We start from the raw sequence: 14,485 nt of genomic DNA, 5'->3' as shown, positions 1-14,485 counted from the left end.
CCGTGCCTCCCTTCACGACTGCTCCCAGGGGGCGGGCCGGTCGAAGGCGTTCGGCAGGCCGGCCGCGTACAGCTCGTCGTCCAGGCGGTGCAGACGGGCGAGTTCGGAGGGCTGCTCCCAGCCACGCACGACGCATGCCGGTGCGGTGGAGCCGGCGGCCTGGAGGAGGGCGTTCACGGCGGCTTTGGCGCTCTGGTCCGCGGCTTCCATCGTGGCGAGGTTGAGGTCCACGTCCACGTGGTCGCCGGCCTGGAACAGGTTCGGGACCTTCCCGGCGGGCTTGGGCCGCCACCGCCGCGAGCCTGCCGTGCTGATCAGCAGCGGTTCGGTGTTGTGGGCGAGCCCGCCGGGCGCGGTGGGCCAGCGGATGGCGGGATCGGTGAAGCAGGAGTGCACCAGTTCCGGGGAGAGCAGTTCACGGCCGTCGCGGCGCAGTGAGCCGGCCAGTTGGTGCCAGACCTCGCGGATCACCTCCTGCCGGGTGCAGGCCCGGGCGGGTTTCCCGGTGAGGGGTCCGGGGACGTCCCAGGCCGACACGTCGACCGACAGGACCTCGTGGACGGTGCCGTCGCCGTACCGGGCAGGTATGTCGATGCCCGGCCAGAACTGGGCCTGGGCGATGGACGTCAGTGCCCACGGGGAGTCCACGTGGATGACGTGGCCGTGGACGAGTGGGGTGGGCTCGCGCAGGAAGAACTGGATGCCGGTCATCCAGTCCGTCTCCAGGCGGTCGATGTCCGCCAGGGTCTCGTCGAGCTCGCACACCTCCGGCCCGAGGGTGCGAACGGCGGCCTCGGCGGGGACCGCGCAGACGAACCAGTCCGCCTCCACCTCGCGCACGGCCCCGGACGGAGTGCGCACGACGGCCGCCCGCACCGCGCCACGGGCCGTCCGCAGGCGCAGCACGCGATGACCGACGAGGAACCGGACGCCGAGCCCGACCAGATGCGCGGCCCACGGCCCGATCCACGCCTCGGTGGTCGGCGCGTCCAGGACCCGGTCGGCCTCGGCGTGGCCGGCTCCGCCGAGCAGCCCGGACCAGAATTCCACCTGGGTACGGCCGATGGAGGCGACGCTCGCCACCTCGGCCTTCGCGGCGACCAGCGTGCGGGTGGGACCGATCACGCAGAGCCGTCGGTACTCCTCGGAGGCGGTCGCACCCGCAGTGAATTCCCACCACGAGGTGTTCTCGAACTCGCCGTCGCGGCGAGCGGGCCCGCTCGTGGCCCAGACCAGCAGCCGGTTCGCGAAGTGGGCGCTCTCCTCGGCGGACAGGCCGGGCGTGCGGGCCAGCAGGTGGCCCGCCGCACGCAGCGTGCCCTCGACGCTCCTTGTCGCGGGTCCCCCGGAGATGTCGACGACCACCCCGTCGCGCTGCCGGTCCCGCGCGTACATCACCTCCGTGGTCGCCACCAGCCTGTCGGCGACACAGCCGCCGCCGGAGGGAATGCGCGCCATGGTCTCGGTCACGTTCCGGTAGAACCCCGGGAAGAACCGGAACCCGTGCTCACCCGGCAGATCACGGCGCCCCTCCGTCCCCGTACCAGGGACAGGGATGCTGCGCGCCTTGCCACCCAGGGCCCGGGCCTCGACCACGGTCACCGCGAAACCCCGCTCGGCCAGCTCCATCGCCGCGGTCAGACCTGCAGGGCCGGCCCCGATCACCACCACCCGCCGTCCGGCACGCCCGCCCCGGCCGTGCCTTCGCACACCAGACCCGGCAACGCTCGCCCCGGCCCCGTTCCCAGCAGTCCCCACGCCTCTGCCCTCCACGCGCACCCAACTCCGGCCCGGCGTACCCGAACCGCTCGGACAAGATCAGCACACGGCTGTCGTGAACCGCAGCTGTGCCCGGCCGGGGCCGAGCACGCCGAGCCGGTTCCGTGCCCGCGCACCGGCGGCAAGCGGCCGGCTCCGGCCAAGACCGCGGGAGCGGGCGGCGACCTCCCGGCCCCAGGGCGGGATCGTCGATCTCCGCCTGCGGCACAGGCACGTACGGCGGCAGGATCGCCTTCCAGCAGCCCATCGGCCTCAGCCCGCCTCCTCGGCACGCGTGCGGCAGGGGAGCGAACGGAGCCGCGTTTGGGGCGGCTCCATCCGGGCAGCCTCGACGAGCTTCAAACGGGTGTCTCGTGAAGCACTTGACGGGTATATGCCACGAATGTGATCGTCTGTCCTGTTGATCTTGGCGGCGTCTGCCGCCCTGGGGAGGGCAGACGACATGTCCGACGTACTGGCGCACCATCGTTCGACCCCCGCCTCATCACGGCAGAACTGCTCGCCCGGCGAGGAAGAGGGAGCCGAGGTCAAGGCCCGGATCGAGGTGGCTCTGGCGTCCTTTCTGGACGCCAAGGAGCGTGCGGGCGCGGCCGGAGGCGCGGTTCCGGAACAGCTGGCTGCGGTGCTGCGTGAGTTCATCGGTTCAGGGGGGAAGCGGGTCCGTCCGCTGCTGTGCGTGCTCGGCTGGCGGGCCGCCGGTGGTGTCGGCCTGCCCCGGCCTGTGGTGGGGGTGGCGGCGGCGCTGGAGATGTTCCATGTGGTCGCGTTGATCCACGACGACCTGATGGACGGTGCGGCGACCCGCCGGCGGCGCCCGGCCGTGCACCGGCAGCTGGCCCAGAGCCTCGGCGCCGGCCTGCCCCGGGAGCGGACCGAACGGCTGGGGGAGAGCGCCGCGATCCTGGCCGGTGATCTCGCCCTGACCTGGTCGGACGAGCTGCTGTACACGGCCCTGACGCCCGACCGCCTCGCCGATGTCCTCCCGCTGGTGGGCGCGATGCGCGCGGAGGCCGTGTACGGCCAGTACCTGGACGTCACCGCCGCCGGCCGCCGCGAGGGCGGTGTGCCGCTTGCGCTGCGCATCGCGCGGTACAAGACCGCGACCTACACCGTCCAGCGCCCGCTGCACATCGGCGCGACGCTCGCCGGCGCGCCCGCGGAGCTGCTGGAGGGCCTCAGCGCCTACGCGGTGCCGACCGGCGAGGCGTTCCAGCTGCGCGACGACCTCCTCGGTGCTTTCGGCGACCCCGGCCGGACCGGCAAGTCGGCCTGGGAGGACCTGCGGGACGGCAAACACACCGTGCTCGTCGCGCTCGCCCGCGAGCGTGCCACTCCCGCGCAGGCGCACGTCCTGGAGACCCTGCTGGGCGCACCCGCGCTCGACGAGGACGGCGTCCGCCAGCTGCGCCGGGTACTCGTCGACAGCGGCGCCCGTGCCGAGGTCGAGCGCCTGATCGCCGAACGCCGCGCCCAGGCCTTCGACGCGCTCCAAGCGATGGCCCTGCCCGGTCCCGTCGCCGAGGAACTGGCTTGTCTCACGCACCGGGCCACCGCCCGCCGCCACTGACAACGCCGGCGCCCGCATCCCGCCCTGATCCCACCCGTGAGAGGCCGAACCCGTGAGCACCCCGCACGTCGGCGACCCGACCGACCCGCACACGCCGACCTACCCGCACCTGTTTCCCAGCGGATGCAGCCCGCATGTCCGGGGCGTGGACGAGCACACCCGGACCTGGCTCGCCGCGACCGCCATCACGGACGCCGGTGACGCGGGCGCCCGGTTGAAAGCCACCCGGGTCGGACACATCGTCGCTCGCCTCTACCCTGCCGCCCCCGCTCCCCTCCTCGAGCTCGCCGCGGACGTGTTCGCCTGGCTCGTCGCCTTCGACGACGCCCACGTCGAGGCGACGGACGTCTCGGCCGAGATCCTGGCACCGCGCATCGCCTCCTTCGTCCAGGTCCTGGAAACCGGCACCACACCCGCCCAGGACGTATTCGCCGGGGCCCTGGCCGACCTGGCAGACCGCATCCGCGATCTGATGACCCCTGCTCAGGCCGAGCGGGTGCTCGCCGGGCTCAAGGAGGTGTTGCTCGCGATGCTCTGGGAGACCACCACCCACCAACGCCGCATCGCCCTCGCCGAGTACCGCGCCATGCGCCCGCACACCGTCTTCGGGCACTTCGCCACCACCCTGGTCGAGCCGTGCGCCGGCCTGGAGCTGCCCGCCGCCGCACACGCCGACCCGCGCGTGCGACGGCTGCGGCACGGCCTGGCCACGCTGTGGGCCTGGACCAACGACCTCGACTCCTACCGCACCGAGCGCCAGGCACTCGGCTCCGAGCCGCAGACCCTGCCCGGCATCCTGGGCCGCGAACACGGCCTGACCGAGAACGAAGCGTTCGCCGAGGCCCGCCGCATGTGCGATACGCAGGCCGCCGAAGTCCACCGGCTGATCACCGAGCTCGCCGCCTCGCCAATACCCGCCCTCCCCGCCTACGCCCAGGCACTCGGCCACGCCATCGGCGGCACCCAGGAGCTGCGCCGGATCAGCGACCGCTGGCGCACCGCCTGACGGCACGCATCCGTCCCCCGCCTTCCTCGACGACCCCTTCTGCGCCCTGACCTGGAGGACCCGTGTCCCCTGACCACCCGCCCGGCCGACCGTCCATACCCGCGCTCCCCCCGGCCTCTCGGCCGACTCGCTGCGGTTCTTCAGCCGAGAGCGCCGCAGGGGCGGCCCGGTGAGCGGCACGACCGCCGTGACGGCTCCCGGCGCGCTGCCGGTACTCGGACACCTCCCGGCCTTCCTCGCCTCACCGCTGCGCTTCCTGCGCGGCCTCCCCGCGCACGGCGACCTCGTCGAGGTACGCCTTGGACCGCAGCGCGTGCTCGTCGTCTGCGATCCGGCCCTCACCCGCGAACTCCTCACCCACGACCGCACCTTCGACAAGGGCGGCCCAGTGTACGAACGGATGCGGGAAGTGGGCGGCAACGGCCTGGCCACCTGCCCGGCCGCCGACCACCGCCGCCAGCGCCGACTGATCCAGCCCGCCTTCCACCCCACCCGCCTCCCCGGCTACGCACAGGCCATGACGGAGCGCATCGACGCCGGGATCAGCGCCTGGCGGCCCGGACAGCGGATCGACCTGGTCACCGAGCTCCGATCGATGGCCGCCGACATCCTCCTCTCCACCCTCTTCGGCGCCGCCCTCGCCCCGCGAGCGCGCGACGTGCTCGCCGCCGACCTCCAGGAGATCCTGACCGCCGTACCCCGGCGTGCCGTCCTGCCCGCGCCGCTGTGCGACCTGCCCACCCCGGCCAACCTCCGCTACCGCAAGGCCGCCCGACGCGCCCGGCGCACCATGACGGCACTGGTCCACGGCCTGCGCGAGAACCCGGCCGACGGACTCTTCGGCGCCCTCCTCGGCGGCCACGACCCGCAGGCGGGCGACCGACCCTTCACCGACGTCGAACTCGTCGACCAGGCCATCACCATGTACGCCGGCGGCACCGAGACCACCGCCGGCACCGTCTGCTGGGCCCTCTACCAGGCCGCACGCAACCCCGAGGCCGGACGCCGGCTTGCCGAGGAGTGCCGCACGCTGCTCGGTACCCGCGCCGCCGGATGGGACGACCTGCCCCACCTCCCGTACACCCGCCAGGTCCTGCTGGAGGCGACCCGGCTGAACCCGCCGGGCTGGCTGGTGACCCGCACGGCCACCACCGACGCGCGCCTGGGAGCCCACCACGTCCCGGCCGGCGCCACCCTCGCCTACAGCCCCTACCTGCTGGCCCACCTGCCGGACCGGTACCCGGACCCCGACCGCTTCGACCCCGACCGCTGGGCCCCCGGCCAGCAGACCGCCGACGGCCCTGGTGGCCAGGTACCGGCATCGGTCTTCGGCGGCGGGGCACGCACGTGCATCGGGCAGGACTACGCCCTCGCCGAAGGCGTCCTGATGCTCGCCTCCATCACCGCCCGCTGGCAGCTGCGCATCGACCCACACGGTCCCCGGCTACCCCGCCTGCCCGGCCTGACCCTCAACCCCCTGCGCCTGAACGCGACAGTGACCCCCGCCGCCCCACGCTCCTGACCCGCGCATCCTCCCGAAAGGCGGCTCCGCCCCCATGACCCTCGGCACCACCACGCCCCCAACCGCCTCACACGTCACCGAGCTGCTGTCGGCCGTCGACCGGGACCCGTGGGGCTCCACCAGCCCCTCGGTCTACGAAACCGCCCGGGTCCAGTCCTGGGCCCCCTGGCTCCCAGGCCGGCACACTCGCTGGACCTGGCTCCTCGACCAGCAGCACAGCGACGGCCTGTGGGGCGAGGGATCACTCGGTCACCGGGTCCTGCCGACCCTCAGCACCGTCGCCGCCCTCCTCCACCACCTCGCGGAAGACGGCGACGAGGCCCGCACCCTCCAAGGCCGGCACCGCACCCAGGCCGCCGCACGCGGCCTGTACGCACTCACCGCCCTCCCCCCGAACACCGAACTGCCCGACACCGCCGCCGTCGAACTCCTCGTCCCAGGCCTGCTCGGCGAGATCAACGAACTCCTCGACACCCTCCACCCCGGTGACCACCCCGACCTCGCGCCGCTCCTGCGGGGCCCCCGGCTCACCACCCTGTGCGGCCTGCCCGCCACCACCACGGCAGAGCTCACCCGGTGGCTGACGCGCCGCCCGACCCTGCCGGCCAAACTCCACCACTGCTTCGAAGGCATCGCAGCAGCCTGCCCGCCCGCCCTGATACCCACCGCGCCGACCACTCTCCTGGGCGGCTCACCGGCAGCCGCCGCCGCATGGCTCGCCACCGCACCCCCGACACCGGCCCACCGCACGCAGCGCACCCTCCTCGAGGCCCTCGCCGCCCGCTACCAGGGCCTGCTGCCCGAAGCCGCCCCGATCACCGCCTTCGAACGCCTCTGGGTCCTCACCGCACTCGAACGCGGCAACCTGCTCACCGGCCACGAATCCCTCGCCCGCAGCTGGGTGACCGCGATCCTCGACCCGAACGGAGTCGCCGGCGTACCGGGCCTGGAACCCGACGCCGACGACACCGCCCTGGCCCTCCACCTCGCCGCCCGGCTCGGCCTGCCCCACGACCACACCGTCCTGGACCGCTTCCGCACCCCCACCCACTACGCCTGCTACATAGGCGAGGACACCGGCTCGACCACCGCCAACGCCCACGTCCTCCTCGCCCTCGGCAGCTGCCTCCACCACCGCCCCACCGAAGCGGCCCGCCTCGTCCCGCTCATCGACACCCTGACCGGCTGGCTCCTCGACCACCAGCAACCCGACGGCTCGTGGAACGACAAGTGGCATGCCTCCCCCTACTACGCCACCGCCCGCGTCACCGCAGCCCTCCACCACACCGCCACCCCACGGCCGGGTGCAGCGGCAGCCCTGCGATCAGCCGCCCGATGGGCCATCGACACCCAGCGCCCCGACGGCTCCTGGGGCCTCCACCAGCCCACCACCGAAGAAACCGCCTACGCCCTCCAGATCCTGCCGCGCTCACCCGGCACAACGACCCCAGCCACCCTCACCCGAGTCCACTCCCACCTGACCCGACAACCACACCCCTCCCACCCCCAACACCCCGCCCTCTGGCACGACAAAACCCTCTACGCACCCACCGCGATCATCCACGCCGAACTGCTCGCCGCCCACCACGCCCTCGCCGACCGACCTCGCGCCGTCGAGCAGGCCACAGCCGACCAGACGACCACGACGCCGCCGCAGGCCCCCTACGCGGCGACCTCCTCCCCGACACGCAGGTGCTGACGCAGCTGCTGCGCGCAGCGTGGGAGCCGGCGTCGTCAACGACGAAAGCGTCGGCGACCACGACGGCCCCAACGGCCGCCTGCGCACCTAGCCGGCCCGAGCGCTGCGGGGGCGAAGGCCGCTGCCGCGCGGGCGGGGGCGAAGGGACGGCGGTGGAGACTTCAGCGGCGGCCGGGTCCCCTACCTGCGAGGTTTCCTAAATCTGAGGCAGCAGGCGCCCCCGCCCGGTGTGGCCGGCAGACGGTCCGGTCCGCCCTGCTGCGGCTTTCGCCGCTCCAGCCGTCCGGGCGGCGACGGCGAAGTCCTGGAGCCGGCGCAGCAGCCGGGTGGGCCGGACCAGGTGGTCCGTGCCCGGCAGGCGGGCGAAGACCTGGGTGAAGGGGGCGGCCAGCAGGAACGCCAGGAGCAGCTGGACCGCCGTGAGGGCGACGCGCACCTCGTGCAGCAGTTCCGCCCACAGCCGGTCCGCCCGCTCGTCGCAGCTCTCGTGCCGGTCACCTGGACCGAGCAGACGGGCGTGCCGATGCGTCCTCATGAGCAGCCGGTTCGACATGGCGGCCTCCTCGCGGTGATGCGTGCGTCTGCCCCGACGGGCCCGTGTCATGCGGTCCGGACGGCGACGCACGGGCCGCAACGGTGCCCGGCAGCGCCAGCCGCCCTCCTGCACGGATCCCCGGCGCGGCGGTCGCGGAGGGCTCCGGAGCAGCCCGTCGCCGGCGCCGGGATCGGCCTCGATGAACACGATCACTCGGCGGACGGGATTCCGGCGCGGGCGGGGCGATGAACGTCATGCGGTCCACGGAGACCGTCACGGCTGGCCCGTCGGCATGACGGCCCGCGGAGGCCGAGGCCGAGGAGGCGTCGTCGGCGAGTTTCATGACGACGCCGTCGTGGTCGTGGGCTCTCCCGTGGTGCTCGGCATCGAGTGATCCGGCGATGAGGCGGGGCCGGAATCGTGTCCGGCAGCCGCCTGCTGGCGCACGTGGTGGCGTCGAGCAGGAGCACGCACGGTTCGGCGGGGTGGCGCCGGAGATCGCTGCCCCTCCCACCTGCACCACTTCAATCCCGTCGTACAGGAGGCCCTGGGTCAGGCGGGCCTGCGGCTCTCGGACGTCAACGCCGTAGCGGTATCCAGCGGCCCAGGACTGTCGGGCGTCCTGCAGGTGGGACTGTCCGGTGTCACGACCCTGACCTCCGCGGCGGGCGTGCCGCGCTACGGGGTGCACCACCTGGCAGGCCACGTGGCCGCCGACACCCTGGAGCACGGACCGCTCCCCCTGTCGGCCATGTCGTTGAACCAGTAGTCGCCGGCGGCGAGGCCGTGAACGCCGGCCAGCACCGCCACGGCCTCCCGCAGGCACGCCAGCCGCTCGACTGCCGAAAGTGCCTCCTGCGTGTGCGGGGGTCCGACGCCGCCGTGCAGGTCGGCCGCCTTCGAAGCGACCGTCCGGTCGCCGGGGGCCAGCGCCCATGTGTGGTCGCGGACCTGCTGCTCGGCTTCCTCGGCCAGGTCGTTCGATGCCCGCCCGCACATCCACAATCTCAGTTCGACGACGAGCTCGCCCATGGCGCGGGGCCGGGTCACCCCCTGTTCACGGTGAGGTGTGGGATCCGACGGCCTGTCGATAGGCCACGTGCCCGCCCAGCGCACCACTGACGGCTACGACAGCCATTCCGCTCAGCGCCCACAGTCGGCCTCTCGCCGAGCGGCCGTGGAGCCGCCCAGCGAGTGAGGCGGTGTAGCAGGCCACCGCAGCGACGTTGGAGGCCGCGTGGACCAGCCCGACTCGTGCCTGCTCGGGCGGCAGGTCCGCCCAATCCACCCAACCAGTCACCGCTGCCGGGACGACGCCGGCCAGTCCGACGGCGGTCAGAGTGATCGACGCACGGTGTGTGCCGGGCACGACGTCGAGGAGGGAGGCCGACAGCCAGCAGCCGATGGGCACCTGGACGAGTACGGGGTGCACGGGGTGGCCCAGGTGCCTGCCGCGCAGCAGATCGCGCATGCCGGCCAGGGGGAGCGCGCGGATTCCCCGCTGCAGCACCCTGATGGCCGGATCGGTCACCGTTGCCCGCTCGAGGCGGTCCAGAGTCTTCAGCCAGCACGCCGAGGCGGTGCCGAGCGCCGCGGCCGGCCCGGCCGCGGGCGGGGTGTCGAGGGTGTGTGGGTTCATACACGACGCCTACCCCCTGTCCCGCCGTTGCCCCGCTTTGGCCCCTACTGCACTCGAACGACAGCCCGCCACACGGGGGAGCCGTGTGTTCCATCACCACGTTTCGGCGGGGAGGCTCCGCGACTGGCGGCCCGCAGCGCGGTCCACCAGCCCACCCTGGACTCAGCACAACGGTCGGGCAGCAGAGGCGAGACATCTCCGCCTGCACAGAACCCTGCCGCCCACCGACCTGCGGTGTACGAGTTCAACGCCTGAGTGCCCGCTCCAACTGCTGCTTGTTCATCTGGGAGCGGCCTTCGACGCCCTGCGCCCGCGCCTCTTGGCGCAGTTCCTGCAGGGTGCGATGGGAGGATCCGCCCGCCTTGCGACCGTTGCCGTTGGGGTGGAGGACGACCTTGGTCCAGCCGTCGTCGCGGTTGTCGAAGTGCTCGTACGCCGATGGTGCCTCGTCGAGGCTGAGTTCGTGGGAGACGAGGAAGCTCGGCTCGGCCTTGCCGCCGGCGATCAGGTCGCGCAGGGCGCGGTTGTAGCGCTTGACGGGTGCCTGGCCGGTGCCGAGCCGCTGGCCCTTGAACCAGAGCATGCCAAAGTCCAGGGGCAGCTTCCCCTGGGCTTCGAGCTCGCCCTGGGCCTCGGCCCCGCCCGGGTCCTCGGGCAGGAACACCCCGACCACGCCGAGGCAGCCGGTGAATCGGACCGCGTCGATGAGTCCGTTCATGGTCAGGGTCGCGTCTTCCTTGCCCTGGGGGTCGTGGGCCTGGTAGCCGACGCATTCGCAGCCGTTGTCCGCGCCCAGGCCGAGAGTGGCTTCCTTGACGGCCTCGGCCGGGTCCTGTTCGGCGGTGTTGATGGCGATGGCGCCGATCTCCTCGGCGAGACGGAGCCGATCGGGCTGGTGGTCGGCGACCCAGACGCGGCCGGCGCCCTTGAGGATGGCGGAGTAGGCGGCCATGAGGCCGACCGGGCCCGCTCCGTAGACAATCGTCTGGTCGCCGGGCTTGACGCCCGCCATTTCGGTGGCGTGGTAGCCGGTCGGAAAGATGTCGGCCAGCATCACGTAGTCGAGCTGCCGCTCGGCGGCGTCCTCCCCCAGGCGCAGGGCGTTGAAGTCGCCGTACGGGACGCGCAGCAGTTCCGCCTGGCCGCCCTGGTACGGGCCCATCTCGGCGAACCCGTACGCGGCGCCGGCCATGTCCGGCTTGGGCTGCATGGTGAGGCAGTAGTTGGTAAGGCCCTGCTCGCACTGCTTGCAGAAGCCGCAGGCGATGTTGAAGGGCAGGACCACCCAGTCGCCGACCTGTACTTTGCTGACGGCCTTGCCGACCTCGATGACCTGGCCGAGGTTCTCGTGGCCGAAGGTCCGGCCCCTCTCGAAGGAGGTCCGGCCCTCGTACATGTGCAGGTCGGAGCCGCAGATATTGGTAGTGGTGATCTTCACCAGGATGTCGCAGGGGTGCTCGATCTTCGCGTCGGGGACGTCCTTGACCGTCACCGTCCGCGGCCCTTCGTACACTGCCGCTTTCATGGTTCGTCCTTGCCGAGGCCACCCTTCACCGGGCCGTCCACGGTGAGTGGGGCATCTTCGGGAGTCTTGGCGCGGTCGGCCCTGTAGACGAGTCGACCGTGGGGTGACGCCCGGGCTGCTGACGGCCGGCGTCTCTCCTGCCGCGTCTACCCGCCTCCTGCTCGTACACAACGTGGGGCTACGTGTGGAGCGAGGAACCATAAAGGAAGCTCACCAACCGGCGATGCTTTGGCGGCCCGGCCGGAGATCGGCCAGGAGGCGGCCGACATCAGAGAGGAGCGTGCCTTGCAAGGCGTACGGCCGGGAGGATTGCGGGGTGATCCGTTCGTGCTGTCGCCCCTGGTCGAGTTCTGCGGCCGCTTCGTCGATCTGCGTGTCGAGGAGGTCCGGTCCGGTCTGGGACGCCTGGCCGATCTCCTGCATCGGGGTGGCCGCGGCGCGTCGTAGGGCGCTGATGATCCATACCGTGTCCGGCGACGGTGATCGCTTTCCGGGCGCGGGGAGGGCCTCGCCGGCGCAGGACAGCGCTGAAGCGGGTCCGGAAAGCCGTTTTCGTATCTCGGTATCGATGGCGTGGAGGGCGCGCTCGCACGTGGCGGACAACCCGTGCCGGTCGCGCCGTCATTGGCGCAGTTGCTTTCGGTGGGGGTCGGTCGCTTCGAGGGCGTTGGCGAGGTCGTTCAGGCGCCGGTCCATGGTGGTGTGGCGGTCGGTGACGGCCTGCTGCCGACGGTGTGTGTGGCGGGCTTGGCCGGTCTCGGTCCCTCCTCTGCGATTTTCCGGGTGAGGAAGTAGCTGAGCAGGGCGCGAACCGCGGCAATGGCCGCCAACTGCCCGATCTCCGTAAAGCGGGGTGTGACCTGGAATGTGCAGCACCTCAGCCGTGAGGGGAAACTTCAGCAGAACGGGGGAGCGCCCCAGGCTCAATCGGATCCTGTTGAACTCACCCATGAGCGACCGGCCGCAGAGCCCCGGTCGAGGCGCACAGCCGTTCCACGGGAAGTTGGGACCCTGACGTGCGGCTCGGCCCCGTCGTGCAGGGCTGCGGCATGGCCGGGGAGAGCCAGGGCAGGAGCGGGGTATCTGACGGTGCGATCCACAGGCGGCGGGATGCGAAGCGTAGGCGTGGAAGAAGAGCTGCTGCTCGTGGACGCGGACAGTGGCGTCCCGCTCGCCGTGTCGGGGGCGGTGCTGGCGGCCGCTGAGCGTTCGGCCTGGCAGCACCTGGGTACAAGCGGTCGGCGGGAGCACGAGTTCGAGAAGGAGCTGCAGAAGGAGCAGTTGGAGTTCGCCACGAAACCGGTGACCGAGATGCGTGAGCTCCAGGAGGAGATCGTGCGCATCCGTCGTGAGGCGGCCCGCCACGCGGCGAGTGCCGGGGCCGCGGTGGCGGCGGTCGCGACATCCCCGCTGCCCGTCAAGCCGTCGTTGAACGTCGGACGGCGCTCTCGGTGGCTGGGCGAGCAGTTCGGACTGACGGCGCAGGAGCAGCTGACCTGCGGGTGTCACGTCCACGTGTCGGTCGCGTCGGACGAAGAGGGCGTCGCCGTCCTGGACCGCATCAGACCCTGGCTGGCCGTCCTGACCGCGATGAGCGCGAACTCGCCCTTCTGGCAGGGCGAGGACAGCGGGTACGGAAGCTACCGCAGCCGCGTGTGGAACCGCTGGCCGTCCGCAGGCCCGGTCGACATCTTCGGCTCCGCCGACCGCTACCACGAGCAGGTCCGCGCGATGATCGACACCGGAGCGCTGCACGACGAGGGCATGATCTACTTCGACGCCCGTCTGTCAGCCACCTACCCCACCGTCGAGGTCCGCGTCGCCGACGTCTCCCTGGACGGCACCACGCCGGTCCTGCTCGCCGCCCTCATCCGCGGCCTGGTCGAGACGGCGGCCCGCGCCTGGCAGGACGGACGGCCTCCGGCCAGGATCGGTACGAGCCTGCTGCGGCTGGCGTCCTGGCGGGCCGGACGCTCCGGCTTGGACGGACCCCTGCTGCACCCCGAAACTATGCGGCAGACCACTGCCGAGGACGCGGTCGAGGCCCTGTATCAGCACGTGCGCGAGGCGTTGAAAGACCATGGCGACGACGAGCGGGTCCGGGAAGGCATCGCGCACCTGCACGAACGGGGGAACGGCGCCCGCATCCAGCGCCGCCTGCGCGCCGAGGGGCCGGAACTCGCGTCCGTCGTCACCCGGTGTGCGGAGCTGACCCTCCGGTCGTGAGGCGCCCCGGCGGCACGGTGGGGGTTTCGGACTAGGTCCCGGCCGATGTGAGGGGGGAGGTCCCGCAGAGGGTAGACGCGGGGCGTACCGAAGTGACGGTGAAGAGCGAGGAACGGAGTGCGCGATGACCAAGGCCGGGAAACACGACTCGGCGCCCACGTCTCCGTCGCAGGCTCCCGGCGAGAGCGGCGACCCGGAGGCCCGCGAGGAAGCGGAGGAGGCGGTCCTCCCCGACACGCACGAAGGTGAGGCTGGCGACCCATTGACACCGAGCAGCGATGCGCAGCGTCGCGCCGCCAAGCAGGCGAAGATCGACGGTCGCAACAGCTGACCGACGTTCGTACGGCCACCCCCCAGGTTGCCCCCGCTGTCGCTCGGGGGACACCTCCACGCCTGCGGCCGGTCACCTCAGGCGGGATAGGAAGCTGCTTCGGGGCGCGTGGGCGTGCGGGAGGGGAACCCTGGGATCCTGCTCGGGGACCTCGTAGTCGAGCCGGGCCAGTTCCGTCGCGATGGCCGCAAGCGCGGTGACGGTGCTCTCCTCTGCGGGGATTCTACGCCGTCCTGCGCGCGGGCGTGCCTGAGGCCGGCGCGGAGGCGTACGGAGCCCGGGACGCCAAGGCCGGCACCGCTGCGCAAGCCGCCGACCCGGGCGTCCTCCTGATCGTCACCGAGGCGTACCGGCACGGCAAGGCCATCGGCGGCTGGAACGGCGCGGACCAGCTCCTCGAAACCGCCGGCATCACCCCGGGCGACCCGGGGATCGCCCTGGAGGAGGATGCTACGGCCGTCGTGGGAGCCGTTGCCGCAGCGCTGGCCGAGCACCGGGCCCGGGACAGGTTCCCGCCTGCAGCCTGAAGGTTCTGTGGCGGGAGACGGCGAGAACGCGCTCACTGTGGCGTCCGCGGTGAGACCGTTTCCGCCTGCCCTTAGTCCTTGCCCCTTCGCTCGGTGTTTGCCTCGACGATTGCGTCCGCTGGTCCGAAG

Annotated in this window: 14 protein-coding genes and 1 pseudogene; 8 read left to right on the top strand and 7 right to left on the bottom strand. The window is 72.3% G+C overall.

What is annotated here, in order from left to right:
* Window positions 1–12: 12 nt before the first annotated feature.
* The gene (locus tag ABT403_RS13420; RefSeq protein WP_344152067.1) at window positions 13–1,665 is read right to left on the bottom strand and encodes a hydroxysqualene dehydroxylase; all 1,653 of its coding nucleotides are present in this window, start codon (window positions 1,663–1,665) and stop codon (window positions 13–15) included.
* A 556-nt stretch (window positions 1,666–2,221) separates the two neighbouring features.
* On the opposite strand from ABT403_RS13420, the gene ABT403_RS13415 reads away from it, so the two are divergent.
* The 4 genes from ABT403_RS13415 to ABT403_RS13400 all read left to right on the top strand — a co-directional run bounded on the left by ABT403_RS13415 (window position 2,222) and on the right by ABT403_RS13400 (window position 7,573).
* Window positions 2,222–3,346, top strand: a complete 1,125-nt coding sequence (locus ABT403_RS13415; protein WP_344151646.1) for a polyprenyl synthetase family protein — start codon at window positions 2,222–2,224, stop codon at window positions 3,344–3,346.
* Window positions 3,347–3,398: 52 nt separating this feature from the next.
* The gene (locus ABT403_RS13410) at window positions 3,399–4,352 is read left to right on the top strand and encodes a terpene synthase family protein (RefSeq protein ID WP_344151643.1); all 954 of its coding nucleotides are present in this window, start codon (window positions 3,399–3,401) and stop codon (window positions 4,350–4,352) included.
* A gap of 169 nt (window positions 4,353–4,521) precedes the next feature.
* Window positions 4,522–5,874 (top strand): cytochrome P450, encoded by a 1,353-nt coding sequence (locus tag ABT403_RS13405; RefSeq protein ID WP_344151640.1) that lies wholly within the window; start codon window positions 4,522–4,524, stop codon window positions 5,872–5,874.
* A 34-nt stretch (window positions 5,875–5,908) separates the two neighbouring features.
* On the top strand, window positions 5,909–7,573 hold the full coding sequence (locus ABT403_RS13400; RefSeq protein ID WP_344151637.1) for a prenyltransferase/squalene oxidase repeat-containing protein: 1,665 nt from the start codon (window positions 5,909–5,911) through the stop codon (window positions 7,571–7,573).
* Between the two features lie 196 nt (window positions 7,574–7,769).
* On the opposite strand, the gene ABT403_RS13395 is transcribed toward ABT403_RS13400, so the two are convergent.
* Window positions 7,770–8,126, bottom strand: coding sequence for a DUF6328 family protein (locus tag ABT403_RS13395; RefSeq protein ID WP_425580110.1), 357 nt, complete (start codon window positions 8,124–8,126; stop codon window positions 7,770–7,772).
* Window positions 8,127–8,469: 343 nt separating this feature from the next.
* On the opposite strand from ABT403_RS13395, the pseudogene ABT403_RS13385 reads away from it, so the two are divergent.
* Window positions 8,470–8,868: pseudogene (locus tag ABT403_RS13385) on the top strand (tRNA (adenosine(37)-N6)-threonylcarbamoyltransferase complex transferase subunit TsaD); the annotation flags it as partial.
* Here the strand turns inward: ABT403_RS13385 and ABT403_RS13380 are convergent.
* From ABT403_RS13380 to ABT403_RS13360, 5 genes are all read right to left on the bottom strand, one after another.
* Window positions 8,787–9,158, bottom strand: a complete 372-nt coding sequence (locus ABT403_RS13380) for a hypothetical protein (RefSeq protein ID WP_344152085.1) — start codon at window positions 9,156–9,158, stop codon at window positions 8,787–8,789. The pseudogene ABT403_RS13385 and the gene ABT403_RS13380 sit on opposite strands and share 82 nt — an antisense overlap.
* A 7-nt stretch (window positions 9,159–9,165) precedes the next feature.
* Window positions 9,166–9,747 carry a DUF2231 domain-containing protein gene (locus ABT403_RS13375; RefSeq protein ID WP_344151631.1) on the bottom strand — a complete coding sequence of 194 codons (582 nt, stop codon included), beginning with the start codon at window positions 9,745–9,747 and terminating at the stop codon, window positions 9,166–9,168.
* A 244-nt stretch (window positions 9,748–9,991) separates the two neighbouring features.
* On the bottom strand, window positions 9,992–11,272 hold the full coding sequence (locus ABT403_RS13370; RefSeq protein ID WP_344151628.1) for an alcohol dehydrogenase catalytic domain-containing protein: 1,281 nt from the start codon (window positions 11,270–11,272) through the stop codon (window positions 9,992–9,994).
* A 210-nt stretch (window positions 11,273–11,482) separates the two neighbouring features.
* On the bottom strand, window positions 11,483–11,875 hold the full coding sequence (locus ABT403_RS13365) for a hypothetical protein (protein ID WP_351648902.1): 393 nt from the start codon (window positions 11,873–11,875) through the stop codon (window positions 11,483–11,485).
* Window positions 11,876–11,952: 77 nt separating this feature from the next.
* Window positions 11,953–12,102, bottom strand: coding sequence for a hypothetical protein (locus ABT403_RS13360; protein ID WP_344151622.1), 150 nt, complete (start codon window positions 12,100–12,102; stop codon window positions 11,953–11,955).
* Between the two features lie 280 nt (window positions 12,103–12,382).
* Here ABT403_RS13360 and ABT403_RS13355 point away from each other — a divergent pair, with 280 nt between their 5' ends.
* The 3 genes from ABT403_RS13355 to ABT403_RS13345 all read left to right on the top strand — a co-directional run bounded on the left by ABT403_RS13355 (window position 12,383) and on the right by ABT403_RS13345 (window position 14,356).
* Window positions 12,383–13,498: a glutamate--cysteine ligase gene (locus ABT403_RS13355; RefSeq protein WP_344151619.1), complete on the top strand. Its 1,116-nt coding sequence runs from the start codon at window positions 12,383–12,385 to the stop codon at window positions 13,496–13,498.
* A 124-nt stretch (window positions 13,499–13,622) separates the two neighbouring features.
* Window positions 13,623–13,829 carry a hypothetical protein gene (locus ABT403_RS13350; protein ID WP_344151616.1) on the top strand — a complete coding sequence of 69 codons (207 nt, stop codon included), beginning with the start codon at window positions 13,623–13,625 and terminating at the stop codon, window positions 13,827–13,829.
* 245 nt (window positions 13,830–14,074) lie between these two features.
* Entirely contained in the window at window positions 14,075–14,356 is a 282-nt protein-coding gene (locus tag ABT403_RS13345; RefSeq protein WP_344151613.1) for a type 1 glutamine amidotransferase family protein, read from the top strand.
* The last annotated feature ends 129 nt before the right edge of the window (window positions 14,357–14,485 follow it).

The sequence above is a fragment of the Streptomyces sp. NPDC000075 genome (genome assembly GCF_040301925.1).
Classification (GTDB): Bacteria; Actinomycetota; Actinomycetes; order Streptomycetales; family Streptomycetaceae; genus Streptomyces; species Streptomyces polychromogenes.
This window is presented reverse-complemented; position numbering and strand designations above follow the sequence as displayed.